The organism is Streptomyces sp. SCL15-4 (assembly GCF_033366695.1).
GTDB lineage: Bacteria > Actinomycetota > Actinomycetes > Streptomycetales > Streptomycetaceae > Streptomyces.
This window is the reverse complement of the sequence record NZ_JAOBTQ010000001.1, coordinates 668,571-683,930: the sequence shown is the minus strand read 5'-3', so window position 1 is coordinate 683,930 and position 15,360 is coordinate 668,571. Positions and strand designations below refer to the sequence as shown.

Sequence of the window (15,360 nt, the reverse complement as noted above, 5' to 3'; positions counted from 1 at the left end):
GCGGCCGGGCGCGCGGCCCGCACGGTGGAGACGAGGGACCGGCGACGGCGGGAGCGACCATGAGCGACGACACCACAGCGGCGGGCGGCGGTCTCGGCTGCCTGGTGACCGGTGCCACCGGCTACATCGGCGGCCGGCTGGTGCCGGAGCTGCTCGGCGCGGGACACCGGGTGCGCTGCCTGGTCCGCACCCCGGCCAAGCTGCGCGACCACCCCTGGGCCGGGCAGGTGGAGATCCTCCAGGGCGACGTGACCGACGCCGCGTCGGTGGCACGGGCGATGGACGGCGTGGACGTGGCCTACTACCTCGTGCACGCCCTCGGCACCGGCCGCGGTTTCGAGGACACCGATCGCGCGGCGGCCCGGATCTTCGGCAGCGAGGCCCGACGGGCCGGCGTCGGCCGGCTCGTCTACCTCGGCGGGCTGACCCCCGCGTCCGTGCCCGAAGACGAGCTGTCGCCGCATCTGCGCTCCCGCGCCGAGGTCGGCCGGGTCCTGCTCGCCTCGGGCGTCCCCACGGCCGTGCTGCGCGCCGCCGTGATCATCGGCTCCGGCTCCGCCAGCTTCGAGATGCTGCGCTACCTCACCGAGCGGCTGCCGGTGATGATCACCCCGCGCTGGGTGCGCACCCGGATCCAGCCCATCGCCGTACGCGACGTGCTGCGCCTGCTGACCGGCTGCGCCCGCCTGCCCCGCGAGGTGCACCGCGCCTTCGACATCGGCGGCCCGGAGGTGCTGACGTACGTCGGCATGATGCGTCGCTACGCCCGCGTGGCGGGCCTGCCCCGGCGGCTGATCCTGCCCGTGCCCGTCCTTACGCCCGGGCTGTCCAGCCACTGGGTGGGCCTGGTGACGCCGGTCCCGGCCTCGATCGCCCGTCCCCTGACCGAGTCCCTGCGCCACGAGGTGGTGTGCCGCGAGAACGACATCGAACGGTACGTGCCCAGCCCGCCGGGCCACCCGATCGGCTTCGACGACGCCGTCCGGCTGGCCCTCCAGCGCGTCCGCGACGCCCAGGTGAGCACCAGGTGGTCGTCGGCTTCCGTGCCCGGCGCGCCCAGCGACCCGCTGCCCACCGACCCCGACTGGGCGGGCGGCAGCCTCTACACCGACGTGCGCGAACGCGGCGCCGACGTCTCCCGGGAGGCGTTGTGGGACGTCATCGAGGGCATCGGCGGCGAGAACGGCTGGTACTCCTTCCCGTTGGCCTGGGCCGTGCGCGGCCGGCTCGACCGGCTCGTCGGCGGCGTGGGCCTGCGCCGGGGCCGGCGGGACGCCCGGCGCCTGCGGGCCGGTGACTCCCTGGACTTCTGGCGGGTCGAGGAGATCGAACGGGGCCGGCTGCTGCGGCTGCGCGCCGAGATGCGGCTGCCCGGCCTGGCCTGGCTGGAGATGTACGTGGACGGCGGCGACGGCGCACCCGTCCGGTACCGGCAGCGGGCACTGTTCCACCCGCACGGGCTCCTCGGCCATCTGTACTGGTGGGGCGTCTCGCCCTGGCACGCGGTCGTCTTCGGCGGCATGGCCCGCAACATCGTCCGCACCGCCGAGCGCACGGCACCGCCACCCGGCGGCGCGGGCACCGGGTCCCGGCGCCCCTCCGGAAGAGGCTGACGCCCATGCGTGTCTCGGTCGTCCTGTTCACCGCCGACCTGCGCCTGCACGACCATCCGCCGCTGCGCGCGGCCCTGGCCGCCGCCGACGCCGTCGTCCCGCTGTTCGTGCGGGACCGCGCCGTGGAGGAGGCCGGATTCGCCGCGCCCAACCGCCGCGCGTTCCTCGAGGACTGCCTGGTGGACCTGGACGCCTCGCTGCGCGAGCGGGGCGGCCGGCTGGTGGTGCGCTCCGGCGACCTGGTGGCGGAGGTGTGCCGGGTGGCGGCCGAGGCGGGCGCCGAGGAGGTGCACGTCTCGGCCGGGTACAGCGGTTTCGCCGCGCGCCGGGAGGAACGGCTGCGGTCCGCCCTGGCGGCGGACCGCCGCCGGCTGTCCGTGCACGACGCCGTCACCGTCGCCGTACCGCCCGGCACGGTGACCCCCGCCGGCTCCGACCACTTCGCCGTCTTCACGCCGTACCACCGGCACTGGACGCGGTTCCCGCTGCGGCCCGCGCTCGCCACTCCGCGCCGGGTGCCCGTGCCCGACGGGATCGGCGGGGAGCGGCTGCCCGCACCCGGTGCGGTCACCGGGGTGTCCCCGGCCCTGCCGCCCGGCGGGGAGAGCCGGGGCCGGGAGCGGATGACCGCCTACTGGCGGCGGGGTCTGGACGAGTACGACACCACCCACGACGACCTCGCCGCGGACGCCACCTCCCGGCTCTCCGCCCACCTGCACTTCGGCACGCTGTCCCCGGTGGAACTCGTGCACCGGGCCCGTCGGCGGGGCGGGGCCGGCGCCGAGGCGTTCGTACGGCAGCTCGCCTGGCGCGACTTCCACCGCCAGGTGCTCGCCGCGCGGCCCGAGAGCGCCCACCGCGACTACCGCACCCGGCACGACCACTGGCGCACCGAGCGCACCGCCGCCGCCGACATCGACGCCTGGCGCGAGGGCCGCACGGGCTATCCGGTGATCGACGCGGCGATGAGGCAGCTGCGCGCGGAGGGCTGGATGCACAACCGTGCCCGGCTGCTCACCGCCGGCTTCCTGACCAAGACCCTCTACGTCGACTGGCGGATCGGCGCCGCCCACTTCCTGTACTGGCTGGTCGACGGGGACCTGGCGAACAACCAGCTCAACTGGCAGTGGATGGCCGGCACCGGCACCGACACCCGCCCCAACCGCGTCCTCAACCCGGTCAGCCAGGGCCGGAGGTACGACCCGGACGGCGCGTACGTGCGCCGCTGGCTCCCCGAACTCGCAGAGGTCGACGGCCCGGGCCTGCACGAGCCGTGGAAGCTCCCCGGTCCGGTCCGCGCCGCGCTCGATTACCCCGACCCGGTCATCGGCCTCTCCGCCGGCCTGGAGCGCTTCCGCCGGGCCCGCGGCGGGCAGCCGTGAGCGGGCGGGCACGGGAAGGACCCGGGCCGTGGGTCAGAAGGCGTACCGGATGCGCAGCCAGGGCGCGTGGGCGGCGACCAGGCCGCGCAGGGTGTGCACGGCCCGCGCCTTGACCCGGCCGTCGTAGCGGACGTTCAGCGCGCCGTTCTCCGAGCGTTTGTCCTCTTGCAGCTCCGGCCGCCAGAGCAGTTCCTCGGCCCGTGGATGCCAGCCCAGGTTGACCTCGTGCAGGTCCCGGTTGTGGGTGAGCAGGATCACCTCGGCGGCGGCCTGCCGTCTGACCCGGTCGGGCAGGACGTCGTCGAGCTGCCGGAGCAACTCGGTCCAGGCCTCCTCCCAGCCGGGGCGCAGCACCACGGGGGAGAGGTTGAAGTGGACCTCGTAGCCCGCGTCCAGGAAGTCCGCCGCGGCGGCGATCCGGTCGGCCACCGGTGACGTGCGTACGTCCAGCAGCCGCGCGTCCGCGGCGGGCATCACGGAGAAACGGATGCGGGTGCGGCCCCGGGGGTCCAGCGCGAGCAGGTCGGGGTTGACGAACTTGGTGGCGAACGACGCCTTCGCGGTGGGCCAGCGGGAGAAGGCGCCGACCAGGTCCGCGGTGCTGTCGCTGATCAGCGCGTCCACCGAGCAGTCGCCGTTCTCGCCGATGTCGTAGACCCAGGCCGAGTCGTCGCACTGGTTGGGTTCCGGTTTGCGTCCCTGGCGCGCGATGTGCCGGGCCAGGTGGGCGATGACGGCGTCGATGTTGGTGAAGACGGTGATGGGGTTGGCGTATCCCTTGCGGCGCGGGACGTAGCAGTAGGCGCACGCCATGGCGCACCCGTTGGAGGGGCCGGGGGCGATCCAGTCGGCGGACCGCCCGTTGGGCCGCGTCGCCAGGGTCTTCCGCTCGCCCAGGACCAGCGTCTCGCCCTTCACCCGCACCCAGCGCTCGACGTTGCCCTCGTTGCCGTGCAGCCCCGGGATGCGCCAGTGCGAGTCCACCTCGATCAGCTCGGCGTCCGGGAAGCGGGCGAGGATCCGGCGGCCGCGCGCGGAGGACGCGGCGGCCGGTTCGGCGTAGATCGTCCGGACGGGCAGCAGACGGCGGGCCGCCGGCGACTCGCGGAACGGGACGCGGCTGTCCGGCCCGCTCGCGGGGTCCGTACCGGCGCACGCGGGCGCGCCCGAGGCGGCGTCCAGCGCGTCGAGGTTGAACAGAGCGTCGAGGCCGTCGTCGCCGGGGCCCGCGGAGGAGTACGTCATGCGCGTTCTGCCGATGAGTAGGGGAGGGGCCGCCCGTGGGGAACGGGGCCGCGTTCCACTGTAGGCGTCCGCCGCGGACCACCGGCGACCCCGGTCGGCGCGCGGGCGTTACTTCTTCCGCTTGAGGGCCGACGGCTTGTGCACGGCCGTCCGCCCGGACTTGTCGCTGCGCACCTCGTACTGGGGTGCGTCGGGCGAGGCGTCCACCGTGCGCCCGGACGCCTCGGTCCGCTCGGTGATCTTCTTCTCGACGGTGCCCGTGGTCTCGCTGCCGTGACTGCGCCAGGCGACCTGGTCGCCCTCGGCCGGCTCTCGTCCGCCGGACGTCTTCTTCTTCCTGGCCATGCCGGGTGCTCCCGTGTGCGGGGTCGGGGATGGATGCACTTCCAGCGTGCGCGCGGGCGCGGCGGCCCGCATCCGCGCGCCCGCCGCGGGCCGGCCCGGTTCCGGCTCCCTCTCCGCGGGTCCTACGGATCACGCCGGCTAGCCGCCGCGTCGGCGTCGCCGCCCGCGCCCAGCAGGCCGGTCGGGGCGAGGCGGCCCTCGGCCTCCAGGCGGGACAGGCCGGGCCGGGACAGGCGCAGGACCAGCGGCGGGAGCGCGGCACGCACCGGCTGCACCAGCCGTAGCCAGCCGGGTGCGTACACGGCGGTCCTGCGGTGCTCGATGCCGCGGACGATCCGCTCGACGACCGGCTCGACGGGATGGACGCGGCGGGCCGGTCCCGGCATCCGGCCGCGCAGCTCGCGCAGCGCCGCGTGCCGGTCGCCGTCCCGCACCATGTCGGTGTCGGTCCAGTTCGGATAGGCGATGCCGACGGCCACACCCTGGCAGGCCACCTCGGCGCGCAGCGCGTGCGCGAAGGCCTCCGCGCCGGCTTTCGACGCGCAGTAGGCGCTCATCAGCGGAACCGCCCCGAGCGACGCGAGGGAGGCCATCAGCAGGTAGTAGCCGGCCGTGGCCCGCAGGTCCGGCAGGAAGGCCCGCGCGGTCTGGGCGCTCCCGGTGAGGTTGACGTCGATCACCCGCCGCCAGTCGGCCGGGTCCGTGGCGGCGAACGGGCCGGCCTGCGCGACACCGGCGTTGGCCACGACGACGGACGGCGGCCCGAGACGGCGCCGCACCTCGCCCGCCGCGCTCCGCAGCGCCTCCACATCGGTCACGTCCACCTCGATCGCGAGCGCCGGGGCCGGCAGCCGGGCGGCCAGCTCGTCCAGCAGGCGCTGCTCGTGCCCGAGGAGCGCGGGACGGGCGCCCCGCCGGGCCACCTCGCGGGCGAGTGCCGCTCCCAGGCCGCGGGCGGCACCCGTGACGACGACGGTCCGGTCCGCCAGTGGACTTTCTCGCACGACCTCCGCCTTCCGCTCGCGGGTGCTGTCCGGCTCCGCTCAGCGCTTGCGGCCGGTGCGGTCACGGCCGGTCAGGAGGCGCTGCGCGCCGGCCAGGACGGTCGTCCGGGAGGTGCGCAGCGCGGCGCGGGCGGCGTTGGCGCCGGGAGCGCCGTGCACCCCGCCGCCCGGGTGGGCGCCGGCGGAGGCGAGGAAGAGACCGTCCACGGGCGTCTCCGGCCGCCCGGTGCCGGGCACCGGGCGCAGCACGAGCTGCTGGTGGACGGCGGTGGTGCCGCCGTTGATGGCGCCGCCCGGCAGATTGGCGTCGAGCGCCTCCATCGTGGGCGGCGCGAGGACGCGCCGGGCCCGGACGAGGCGGCGGAAGCCCGGAGCGAACCGTTCCACCTGCCGTTCCACGCGGTCCGCCATGCGCTCCTGGCCGGACGGGTCCCAGGCGCCGGTGATGCCCTCCTCGCCCGCGTCCGCCCGGATGTCGTGCGGGACGTGCGTGTACGCCCAGGCGGACTCGGTGCCCTCGGGCGACCGGGACGGATCCGCAGTGGTCATCTGCCCGAACAGGGCGAAGGGACGGTCGGGCACCTCGCGCATGGCGATCTGCGCGGCGAAGCGGGTCAGCTCGTCCACACCGTCGGCCAGGTGCACGGTGCCGGCCCGCGCGGCCTGCGGGGCCCGCCAGGGCACCGGGCCGTCGAGCGCCCAGTCCACCTTGAAGGTGGCGAAGTCCCACTGGAAACGCCGCAGATCCTCCATCAGCTGCGCGGGCAGGTGCTCGGCGCCCACGAGCTGCCGGTAGAGAACGGGTACGGCCACGTCGGCGAGGACGGCCTCCGTCGCGGGCACCGCCTCACCGGAGCGGGTGCGCACTCCCACGGCGCGCCCGCCGCGGACGATGACGCCCTGCACCCGCTCCCCGCAGCGTAGCTCTCCGCCGCGCGAGCGCAGCCGCCGGGTCAGCGCGTCCGTGAGCGCGCCGGCACCACCGGCCGGCACGGGAAAGCCGTAGGTCTGGCCGAGCATCGACATCAGCCAGCCGAAGCCGCCGCTGCCCGCGGACTCGGGCGCCAGGTCGGCGTGCAGGGCGTTGCCGGCCAGGAGGAGCCGGCCGCCCTCGCCGCGGAACTCCTCCTCACCCATCCGGCGGACCGGCAGAACGAGGGAGCGCGCCGCGCGCAGCCCGCCCGCCGCCCGCAGCGTCCACAGCAGCCGCATGGCGGATTTGACCGGCGGGAACGGCGTGAACAGGGCACCGAGCAGGTCCGTACGCAGCGTCTGCCACAGCTCGAACAGGCGCCGCCAGGCCGCTCCGTCGCCGGGCGCGAAGGTTTCCAGGGAGGCGGCGGTGACATCGATGCGCCGGTCGAGCACCGCGCACCTGCCGTCGCTCAGCGGATGGGCCAGCACCTGCGGCGCGTGGCTCCAGCGCAGGCCGTGCTCCTCCAGGCGGAGCGCGGACAGCACGGGAGAGGCGGCGGCCAAAGGGTAGAACGAGCTGAAGAGGTCGCTGACATAGGCGGGGTGCACGCCCCGGTCGTGCCGGACCGCGCCGCCGGGCTCGGGCTGCTCCTCCAGCACCAGGACGCTCCAGCCGGCGTCCGCGAGCACGTTGGCGGCCACCAGCCCGTTGGGACCCGCCCCGATGACCACCGCGTCAGGCATCGTGGGCCCCGCGCACGTCCCGGGCCTGCCGTCCGGTCGTCCGGCGGTGTCCGCGGCCCCCGTCGTCGCCGCAGCAGCGGGCGAGCCGGGCGAGCATGGAACGGTGGCGCAGCTGGATCAGCGCCTCGACGCCGACGTTGTGCAGTACGGCTCCGGCGCCTTGCAGCGGGTGTTCGTCGGCGATGACCAGGCAGTGCTCGCCCCACGGGCGCAGCTCGATGGCGAAGCGGGCCGTGCCGAGGTGGCCGGCGAGGATCTCCAGTTCCAGTACGGAACCTTCCTGGCAGCGCCGTACGATCGTCTCGTTGCCGAACCGGAGCGGCCCGACCCGTACCTCGTAGGCGATCGAGGAGTTCTCCTCCGGCCACCGGCCGCTCTTCGGGTGGGAGGCCCCGGTGCCCACCACCCACTCCGCGTACCGGTTGCCGTCGGCCAGGAGGTCCCACACGGTTTCCGGGTCGGCTTTGATCAAACGGTGTCGGACAGCCATGTGCACCTCCTGGTGGCGAGCGGGTGCGCGCGCAGCACCGGGTGCCCAGGGGCGGGCGGACCAACCGGGCGGACCCGTCCTGTCCGGGCGGGAGGCGGGCCCGGACGTGTCCGGCCGTGGCGAAGGACGCCCGGCCGGACACGTACCGGACCCGGTAGCGCTCAGCGGTTGAACGTCAGGCGCGGTGCCGCGTTGCGGGCCAGCGCGTGGGCCTGTGCCGGCCACCAGGCGCCGGCCGGCGGGTCGACGACGCCGTATTCCGGGTCGATCGTGCCTCCGGTGTTGCGGGTGCAACTGCCGTCGGACTCACCGGGGACCTTGATCCAGAGGTAGGCGTCGACGAGCGGGACGCCCGTGTCGGCGGTGGGACGCGGGCCGAGCCCCCGGCCGGGCGCGTTGCACCAGGCCTCCGGGTCCCCGCTGTACTTGCCCGGCTCCGGACTCCAGGCCCCCCGGCCGTTGCGGCTGGTGTCGATCACGAAGTGCGACAGCGCGCCGGCCGGCGGGGTGCCGACGTTCTGGTCGAACCAGGCGTCGGTCCACCGCCAGGTGGCGGGATCGGTGGAGGAGACGGAATTGCCCGGGACACCGTCGTTCGGGGCGGCGGACGAGTAGTACTGGCCGGCGCACCAGTCGGCGTGGCCGCGAGCCCATTCGGGGCCCTCGGTGGCGAACCACAGGCACTTGGCCACCCAGGTGCCGTACCGGGCGTTGTGCTCGGTGGGGTGGGTGTTGGACACGTTCAGGGCGAAACCGTCGCCGTGGCCGACCCCGGCGTCCTGCAGCCGTTGCGCCATGTCCCCGACGGACCGCCACTGGACGTTCCCCGCGTCCAGGTAGACCGCGGTGCCCGGCCTGGCCTTCAGGGTCCTGACGGCGTAGGCGAGGTCGGCGACGCGGGCGGCCGTGAGGTCGCCGGTCGGGTCCGTGGCGGCCCCGCAGTCCTTGGGCAGGAGGGCCAGACCGTCGGGTTCGACGACGACCACCGCCTTGCCGTCGCCGATGCCGGCGGCGAAGGCGTCGATCCACTGCCGGTAGGCGGCGGAGTTCGCGGCCCCGCCGCTGGAGTACTGCGTGCAGTCCCGGCCCGGGATGTCGTAGGCCACCAGGACCGGGGTCCGGTCGGCGGCCCGCGCCCGGCGGACGAGCCGGTGCACCTTGTCGCGCACCTCGTCGGGTGTGCCGTCGGTGAACCACTGGGCCTGCGGCCAGCTCGCGAGTCTGGCCATGTTCGCGGCGTTCTCGATGTCGCCGTTCCCGAGGTCGGCGACCGCCTGCCGCGCCGCCTTGCTGTGCGGGTCCACGTAGAACTGTGTGGCCGGGCCGAGGCCGTCCTGCCCGGGTACGGCCTCGGCCCGCGTCGCGGTGAGGGCGGCGCAGGCGGCTAGCGCCGCGAGGACGGCGGCCGCGCGGCGCCGTAGGCTGCGGGGAGTCATGGCTGCTCCTGGTCGGTGGGGGAGGGAGAGGCCGGGATCAGTAGCCGTAGATCATCTTGTAGGCGACCTCGGGGAGGAACTGTCCGGCCGAGGAGCCGGCCCCGACGCCGCAGTTGCCGTCGGACTCGCCCGGGGCCTTGACCCACAAGAGCATCTCGGCGCCGCCGCCGGTGCGGGTGGGCGTGCCGATACGGCGGCCGGCGGGGTTGCACCACTGGCCGTTGGAGCCGTTGCCGTTGCGGCTGGTGTCCACGACGAACGGCTTGGTGTAGCCGTAGCGGGCGCTGAGTTCACTGTTGACGGCGTTGCCGTAGGCGGTGTTCTCGGCCGTGGTGAAGTAGTTGGAGATGTTGAGCGAGAAGCCGTGGGCCTGTCGCAGGCCGGCCTCGTGCAGGCGCTGGGCCATGGTCGCCGGAGCCGTCCAGCCCGGGTTGCCGGCGTCGAGGTAGACCCAGGTGTTCGGGGCCTGGCGGCCGAACTGGGCGAGGGCGCCGGAGAGCATGCCCTCGCGCTCGTCGATCTGAGCCTGCGTCATGCAGCCGTAGTCGCCCAGGGAGTCCGGTTCGAGCAGGACGACGGCCGGGCGGGCGGCGATCCCGCCGGCGAACTGGGCGATCCAGTCCGCGTAGGCGGACGGCGAAGAGGCTCCGCCCGCGGAGTGCCCGCCGCAGTAGTCGCGGTTGTAGATGTTGTAGGCGACGAGGAGGGGCAGCTTGTCCGAGCGGTCGGCCGCCCCCGCGTACGCACCCGTGGCGGTGCCGATGGTGCCGCTCCAGGATCCGAACCAGCGGGCCATCGGGGTGCCGGCGAGAGAGGCGTTGATCGCGGACGCCCGGCCGTCGCCGGGGTTGGCGGCGACCCACCGCTTCGCGCTGGAGTCGGGGTCCACGTAGAAGCCGCTGGTCATGGTGGTCGGATCGGCCGCGTGGGCGGAGGGCGCGGCGGCGAGCGCCAAGGGCAGTGCGCAGAGCGCTGTGACGAGGGCGCGGAGTCTGCGGCGCATGACGGTACCTCGGTTTCCTGGCAGGGATGCGCCGCCCGCCCTTGTCCCTGGGCGTGCGACGCGCTGAGGAAGTGCGGTGGTACGACGTCCCGTCGAGCCGGTGGCCTGCCGGTCGGACGGCACACTCCGAGAGGATACTGGGAGCGCTCCCAAATGAAAGCGGCCGACGGCACGGAAAAGCTCGGGAGTCGGTCGGTATCGTGTTGCGGGCCCGGGGCGCTGTCAAGGGCCGACGTGCGACCACCCTTCACAGGACGACAACGAGGCCCTACAGTCCCATGGCTGGAAGCGCTTCCAGTTTTTCGTCGCCGAGGGTTGCGCACCCGGAGGGAAGGCTCACGGTCCATGGCACCAGACGCGCCGCGCCGGCAGCCGACGCTCGAGGAGGTGGCCGGACTCGCCGGTGTCTCCCGCTCGGTGGCCTCCCGCGTCCTCAACAACGCGCCGCACGTCAGCCGCGCCAAACGCGATGCGGTCGAACGGGCCGTCCGCCGGCTCGGCTATGTGCCCCATTCCACCGCGCGCGCCCTGGCCACCCGGCAGACGGGGGCGGCCGCCCTGGTCGTCGCCGGGGAGGACCCGTCGATCTTCGCGGACCCGTTCTTCGCCCGGGTGATCGTGGGGGCGTCGGCGGCCCTGGAGGAGGCCGACCTGCATCTGATGCTGTGTCTGGCCGCCTCCGACCGGGGCCGCAAGCGTGTGGAGGAACTCCTGCGGGCCAGGAGTGCCGACGGCGTCATGCTGATGGCGCTGCGCGAGGACGACCCGCTGGCCCGCATGGCGGAGGAGGCGGAGATCCCGGTCGTGTTCGGCGGCCGGCCGGTGGGCTGGGTGCCCCGGTGGTACGTGGACGTCGACAACGCCGGCGGGGCACGCGAGGCCACCGAGTACCTGATCGCGCGCGGCCGGACGCGCGTGGCCGCGCTCTGCGGGCGACTGGACACCGAGGCCGGGCGCGCCCGGTACCGCGGCTACCGCGACGCCATGCTGGCGGCCGGCCTCACACCGTATCCGCCGCGGGAAGGCGACTTCACCGAGCCCGGCGGAGCCGCCGTCATGGCCGCACTGCTGGCGCACCATCCCGGGGTGGACGCGGTGTTCGCCGCCAACGACAACATGGGGGCGGGAGCGCTGCGCACGTTGCGCGCGGCGGGCCGGCGGGTCCCCGCCGACGTCGCCGTGGTCGGGTTCGACGACCTGGCCGTCGCCCAGGTCGCCGACCCGCCGCTCACCACCGTCCACCAGCCCATCGGCGCACTGGGCCGGGAGATGGCGCGCATGCTCGTCGCGCTCGTCAACGGGCAGGACCCCACTCCGCTGATCCTGCCCACCCGCCTGGTCACCCGCTCCAGCGCCTGACGGCCGGGCCGGGGACCGGCGCTTGTTCGACCGGTCCCCGGCTGCGCGGCGGTGCCGACGGCCCTCGTCACGAGGTCGAGCCCTGCGGCGTCCGGCTCCGCGGGACCGGCCGCCGCCGAGGCGTCACACGAAGAACGCGTTCATGCCGGGAACGTCGGAGAGGTAGGTCTCGATGTTCGCGATCCTGCCGTCGCGCAGGCGGCAGACGGTGGACAGGTGCTCGTCCAGGCGGACCTCGCCGCGCCGGGCGGTGTTGTGCAGGGACAGCGCCATGTTCTCGCGGCTGACCAGAATGTGCAGCAGCCGGAAGTCGAGGCCGTAGGAAGCGATCTTCCTGGCCCGTTCCACGACCGCGTCGGCGCCCACGGCCGTACCGGAGATGGTGTTGTCGCCGGGCAGCGTCCAGGTGGCGTCGTCGGTGAGCAGGGCCCGGATGCCGTCCCAGTCACCGGCGGTGAGGCAGGCGTGGAACTGCGTGCCGAGCCGGTGGGCGGCCTCGTACCGGTCCTCGTACGGGGACATGGTTCCTCCACGGGAGAACAGCTAAAGCGGTGATCTTTGCCTTAGGCAGCGTAGGTGAACCGCTAGCTAAAGCACAACTCTTTGCTTTAAAGTGAAGGGATGCCCGACAAAAGCAAAACCAGCCGCCCCGGAGGACGGAGTGCCCGGGTACGTGCCGCCGTTCACCGCGCGGTGGTGGAACTCGTGCAGGAAACCGGCGCCGACAAGGTGACCATCCCCGCGGTCGCGCGCCGCGCCGGCGTCAACCCGAGTTCCGTGTACCGCCGTTGGGGCACGGCCTCGGCGCTCCTCGCCGACGTCGCCGACCGGCGCCAGGACGAGGAGACGCCCGAACTGCTCGGTGATCTCCGCGCGGACCTGGAGCGGGTGGCGGTCTGGACGCTGACGGACCTGTCCCGGCCGGGAGGCGTGGCGTTCTTCCGCGCGGACGTGGCGCCGGACGTGGACGAACGCCGGGCCGGCCTGCGCGCCTGCCTGGAGCGGGTCAGCGCGCGCTTCCAGGGTCCGCTGGACGCCGCCGCCCGGCGCGGCGAGACGCCCCCCACGCTGGAGCGGGTCCTCGACCGGATCGTCGCGCCCCTGTACTTCCGCGTGGTGTTCTCGGTCCCGGGAACGGACGAACGGTACGCGCGAGAACTGGTGGCCGAACTGTGCGCGGCCGGCCCCGGGTCGCCCGACGGGGCCTGTTTCGACGCGCAGTCGGACCGGCTCAGGTCCTGAGCGGAGCCGCCGTCCTGCGGCGGCCGAGGGCTTTGGGAGCGGGCTCGCGGGTGGGCCGGCGTTTGTGTTCGCCGGCCCACCCGGACCTCAGCGGGTAGTCGCCGCGATGGTGATCGGCCATGTGGTCAGGGAGATCTCCGAACCGCAGGCAGAGGTGTCCGCGGTGCCCTTGCACACCTTCAGATGGCCGTTGGTGGTGAGTTTGTAGGGGCTCAGCCGGATGTCGACGGGCGTGACTCCGGCACCGCACTGGGTGGTGCTTTTCTGGTAGGGGTACGAAATGAAGTCATTGGTCCACTGGACCCAGACCGAATAACACGCGGTGCCCGTGTTCCTGAGTTCTCCCTTGACCACGAGAGCCGTCGAGGTGCCGCTCGGCTCGGTCCACCGGGTTCCGGAGGCGTCGGCCGTACCGTACGTCGTCGACCAGGGCACCGCAGTTCCCGTCGCACTCGCGGTGCCGGCCGTCGCCAGGCCCGCCGAGGCGGACAACGCGGCCACGACGGCAGCGGTGGTGCAAAGAACCCGTTTTGTCGGCGTGAATTCCATCGGGCATCACCCTTTCCGGGGATGAGGATGCAGGGAAGAAACGAGTGTCAGGGCTCGGCCTATAAAAATTCGGAATCCGGCGGCCTGTGGGCCGCCTGTGGCCCGGAGAGGGCCGGGGAAGGCCGGGGCCGGTCACCTCCGCGACCGCGGCCCGTGCCGCTCGATGCGAGCCGCGTTCCGACGGTCGAAGTATCGGACGTGCGTGATGTGTTGACACCCCTCAAGGGCTTCCTATCATCAAACCTTGTCCGTCACTGCGATCAGCATTCGAAATATCGGACACTTCGTTCAGTTTGTCATGCGCATGATCTACAGGTCGCCGACTCCGGTGGTGGGACGCCACCGGCCCCTCACCCCCCAGGAGCCCCTCATGTCTGTGACACCGGCCCGCCTCGGGCGGGCCAGGCCGCTCGCCCTGCTGGCCCTCGTGCTGGCCCTGGCCACGGCCCTGCTCGGCGGACGGGCCTCCGCCGACGGCGACGCCGCGGCCGCGGGCTCGCTGCCCTGTGACCTGTACGCCGCCGGCGGCACGCCCTGCGTCGCCGCGCACAGCACCACCCGCGCCCTGTACTCCGCCTACAACAGCCGCCTCTACCAGGTGAAACGCGCCTCCGACGGCACCACCCGGGACATCGGCGTGCTCGGCACGGGCGGCTACGCCGACGCCGCCGCGCAGGACTCCTTCTGCGCGGGCACGAGTTGCCTCATCACCGTCGTCTACGACCAGTCCGGCCGCGGCAACCACCTCACGCAGGCACCGCCCGGAGGCTTCCAGGGTCCCGCCGCGGGCGGGTACGACAACCTCGCCGAGGCGTCCGCCGCGCCGGTCACCGTGGGCGGCCACAAGGCGTACGGCGTCTTCATCGCACCGGGCACCGGCTACCGCGACAACACCACCAACGGCATCGCGACCGGCGACCAGCCGGAAGGCATGTACGCGATCCTCGACGGCACCCACTACAACGGCGGTTGCTGCTTCGACTACGGCAACGCCGAGACCAACAGCCGGGACAACGGCAACGGCACGATGGAGACCATCTACTTCGGCAACAGCAAGGCCTGGGGCTACGGCACCGGCAACGGCCCCTGGGTCATGGCCGACCTCGAAAACGGCCTGTTCTCCGGTGTCAACCGCGGCTACAACGCCAACGACCCCAGTGTCGGCCACCGGTTCCTCACGGCCCTCGTCAAGGGCGGACCGAACCACTGGGCGATCCGCGCCGGCAACGCCCAGTCCGGCGGCCTGTCCACCTACTACGACGGACCGCGTCCCAACGCCTCGGGCTACAACCCGATGAAGAAGGAGGGTGCCATCATCCTCGGCATCGGCGGCGACAACAGCAACGGATCCGCCGGCACCTTCTACGAGGGCGTCCTGACGTCCGGCTACCCCTCGGACGCCACCGAGAACGCCGTACAGGCCAACATCAACGCGGCCGGATACGCCACGTCCGCCCTCGCCGGCGCCCCCGCCGTCGGGTCCAGGGTCTCGCTGCGGGCCACCACCTCCTGCTGCACCACCAACTACCTGCGGCACAACACCGCCGACAGCAACGCCGCCATCGGAGCGGTCTCCTCCTCCAGTCCGTCCGCCGACAAGGCCGCCGCCACCTGGATCGTGCGCGCGGGGCTGGGCGACGCCTCGTGCGTGTCCTTCGAGTCGGCGGACAAGCCGGGACAGTACCTGCGCCACTACGACTTCCGCCTGCGCGTCGACAGCATCGACAGCGGTGCTTTGTCCAGGCTGGACGCCACGTTCTGCCCGCAGCCGAGCCACAACGGCCAAGGCGTCTCGCTCCGGTCCGCCAACTATCCGAGCGACTTCGTACGCCACTACGAGTACGGCGTCTACGCTGCGAGCCACGGCGGCTCCCACACCTGGGACAACGCCACCGCCTGGGCCGACGACACGAGCTGGGTCGTCACCTCGCCCTGGGCCTGACGCCCCGCGCGTCACCCGTTACCGGCCGTGCCACCCGAGGGGGTGGCACGGCCGTCCGCCGTCGGCCTCCACCGAGGCGAAAGTTTCGCTT

Annotated in this window: 14 protein-coding genes; 5 read left to right on the top strand and 9 right to left on the bottom strand. The window is 73.6% G+C overall.

Annotated elements, in window-relative coordinates; genetic code table 11:
• Window positions 1-59: 59 nt before the first annotated feature.
• Together SCK26_RS02745 and SCK26_RS02740 are read left to right on the top strand one after the other, a co-directional pair.
• On the top strand, window positions 60-1,613 hold the full coding sequence (locus tag SCK26_RS02745; RefSeq protein WP_318199623.1) for an SDR family oxidoreductase: 1,554 nt from the start codon (window positions 60-62) through the stop codon (window positions 1,611-1,613).
• Between the two features lie 5 nt (window positions 1,614-1,618).
• Window positions 1,619-2,995, top strand: a complete 1,377-nt coding sequence (locus tag SCK26_RS02740; RefSeq protein ID WP_318199622.1) for a deoxyribodipyrimidine photo-lyase — start codon at window positions 1,619-1,621, stop codon at window positions 2,993-2,995.
• Between the two features lie 33 nt (window positions 2,996-3,028).
• On the opposite strand, the gene SCK26_RS02735 is transcribed toward SCK26_RS02740, so the two are convergent.
• The 7 genes from SCK26_RS02735 to SCK26_RS02705 form a co-directional block, all read right to left on the bottom strand.
• Window positions 3,029-4,240, bottom strand: a complete 1,212-nt coding sequence (locus SCK26_RS02735; protein WP_318199621.1) for a spore photoproduct lyase family protein — start codon at window positions 4,238-4,240, stop codon at window positions 3,029-3,031.
• A gap of 108 nt (window positions 4,241-4,348) precedes the next feature.
• Window positions 4,349-4,585: a DUF2945 domain-containing protein gene (locus tag SCK26_RS02730; protein ID WP_318199620.1), complete on the bottom strand. Its 237-nt coding sequence runs from the start codon at window positions 4,583-4,585 to the stop codon at window positions 4,349-4,351.
• A 122-nt stretch (window positions 4,586-4,707) separates the two neighbouring features.
• Window positions 4,708-5,589, bottom strand: coding sequence for a short-chain dehydrogenase/reductase (locus tag SCK26_RS02725; protein ID WP_318199619.1), 882 nt, complete (start codon window positions 5,587-5,589; stop codon window positions 4,708-4,710).
• Window positions 5,590-5,628: 39 nt separating this feature from the next.
• Window positions 5,629-7,248: an NAD(P)/FAD-dependent oxidoreductase gene (locus tag SCK26_RS02720; protein ID WP_318199618.1), complete on the bottom strand. Its 1,620-nt coding sequence runs from the start codon at window positions 7,246-7,248 to the stop codon at window positions 5,629-5,631.
• Window positions 7,241-7,738, bottom strand: a complete 498-nt coding sequence (locus SCK26_RS02715) for an SRPBCC family protein (RefSeq protein ID WP_318199617.1) — start codon at window positions 7,736-7,738, stop codon at window positions 7,241-7,243. Before SCK26_RS02715 ends, SCK26_RS02720 begins: the two co-directional genes overlap by 8 nt.
• A gap of 161 nt (window positions 7,739-7,899) precedes the next feature.
• Entirely contained in the window at window positions 7,900-9,174 is a 1,275-nt protein-coding gene (locus SCK26_RS02710; RefSeq protein WP_318199616.1) for a glycoside hydrolase family 6 protein, read from the bottom strand.
• A gap of 37 nt (window positions 9,175-9,211) precedes the next feature.
• Window positions 9,212-10,177 carry a glycoside hydrolase family 6 protein gene (locus tag SCK26_RS02705; RefSeq protein ID WP_318199615.1) on the bottom strand — a complete coding sequence of 322 codons (966 nt, stop codon included), beginning with the start codon at window positions 10,175-10,177 and terminating at the stop codon, window positions 9,212-9,214.
• 345 nt (window positions 10,178-10,522) lie between these two features.
• Here SCK26_RS02705 and SCK26_RS02700 point away from each other — a divergent pair, with 345 nt between their 5' ends.
• On the top strand, window positions 10,523-11,536 hold the full coding sequence (locus SCK26_RS02700; protein WP_318199614.1) for a LacI family DNA-binding transcriptional regulator: 1,014 nt from the start codon (window positions 10,523-10,525) through the stop codon (window positions 11,534-11,536).
• Between the two features lie 123 nt (window positions 11,537-11,659).
• Here SCK26_RS02700 and SCK26_RS02695 read toward each other — a convergent pair whose 3' ends face one another.
• Complete coding sequence (locus SCK26_RS02695; RefSeq protein WP_318199613.1) at window positions 11,660-12,058, bottom strand: nuclear transport factor 2 family protein; 399 nt, start codon at window positions 12,056-12,058, stop codon at window positions 11,660-11,662.
• Window positions 12,059-12,232: 174 nt separating this feature from the next.
• On the opposite strand from SCK26_RS02695, the gene SCK26_RS02690 reads away from it, so the two are divergent.
• On the top strand, window positions 12,233-12,778 hold the full coding sequence (locus tag SCK26_RS02690) for a TetR/AcrR family transcriptional regulator (protein ID WP_318199612.1): 546 nt from the start codon (window positions 12,233-12,235) through the stop codon (window positions 12,776-12,778).
• Window positions 12,779-12,865: 87 nt separating this feature from the next.
• Here SCK26_RS02690 and SCK26_RS02685 read toward each other — a convergent pair whose 3' ends face one another.
• Entirely contained in the window at window positions 12,866-13,327 is a 462-nt protein-coding gene (locus SCK26_RS02685) for a hypothetical protein (protein WP_318199611.1), read from the bottom strand.
• 370 nt (window positions 13,328-13,697) lie between these two features.
• Here SCK26_RS02685 and SCK26_RS02680 point away from each other — a divergent pair, with 370 nt between their 5' ends.
• Entirely contained in the window at window positions 13,698-15,269 is a 1,572-nt protein-coding gene (locus tag SCK26_RS02680; protein WP_318199610.1) for an alpha-L-arabinofuranosidase B, read from the top strand.
• Window positions 15,270-15,360: the final 91 nt, after the last annotated feature.

Bases quoted from the DNA above. Each gene is read 5' to 3' on its own strand.
- SCK26_RS02745 (WP_318199623.1), top strand. From the start codon at position 60: ATGAGCGACGACACCACAGCGGCGGGCGGCGGTCTCGGCTGCCTGGTG.
- SCK26_RS02740 (WP_318199622.1), top strand. From the start codon at position 1,619: ATGCGTGTCTCGGTCGTCCTGTTCACCGCCGACCTGCGCCTGCACGAC.
- SCK26_RS02735 (WP_318199621.1), bottom strand. From the start codon at position 4,240: ATGACGTACTCCTCCGCGGGCCCCGGCGACGACGGCCTCGACGCTCTG.
- SCK26_RS02730 (WP_318199620.1), bottom strand. From the start codon at position 4,585: ATGGCCAGGAAGAAGAAGACGTCCGGCGGACGAGAGCCGGCCGAGGGC.
- SCK26_RS02720 (WP_318199618.1), bottom strand. From the start codon at position 7,248: ATGCCTGACGCGGTGGTCATCGGGGCGGGTCCCAACGGGCTGGTGGCC.
- SCK26_RS02715 (WP_318199617.1), bottom strand. From the start codon at position 7,738: ATGGCTGTCCGACACCGTTTGATCAAAGCCGACCCGGAAACCGTGTGG.
- SCK26_RS02710 (WP_318199616.1), bottom strand. From the start codon at position 9,174: ATGACTCCCCGCAGCCTACGGCGCCGCGCGGCCGCCGTCCTCGCGGCG.
- SCK26_RS02705 (WP_318199615.1), bottom strand. From the start codon at position 10,177: ATGCGCCGCAGACTCCGCGCCCTCGTCACAGCGCTCTGCGCACTGCCC.
- SCK26_RS02700 (WP_318199614.1), top strand. From the start codon at position 10,523: ATGGCACCAGACGCGCCGCGCCGGCAGCCGACGCTCGAGGAGGTGGCC.
- SCK26_RS02695 (WP_318199613.1), bottom strand. From the start codon at position 12,058: ATGTCCCCGTACGAGGACCGGTACGAGGCCGCCCACCGGCTCGGCACG.
- SCK26_RS02685 (WP_318199611.1), bottom strand. From the start codon at position 13,327: ATGGAATTCACGCCGACAAAACGGGTTCTTTGCACCACCGCTGCCGTC.
- SCK26_RS02680 (WP_318199610.1), top strand. From the start codon at position 13,698: ATGTCTGTGACACCGGCCCGCCTCGGGCGGGCCAGGCCGCTCGCCCTG.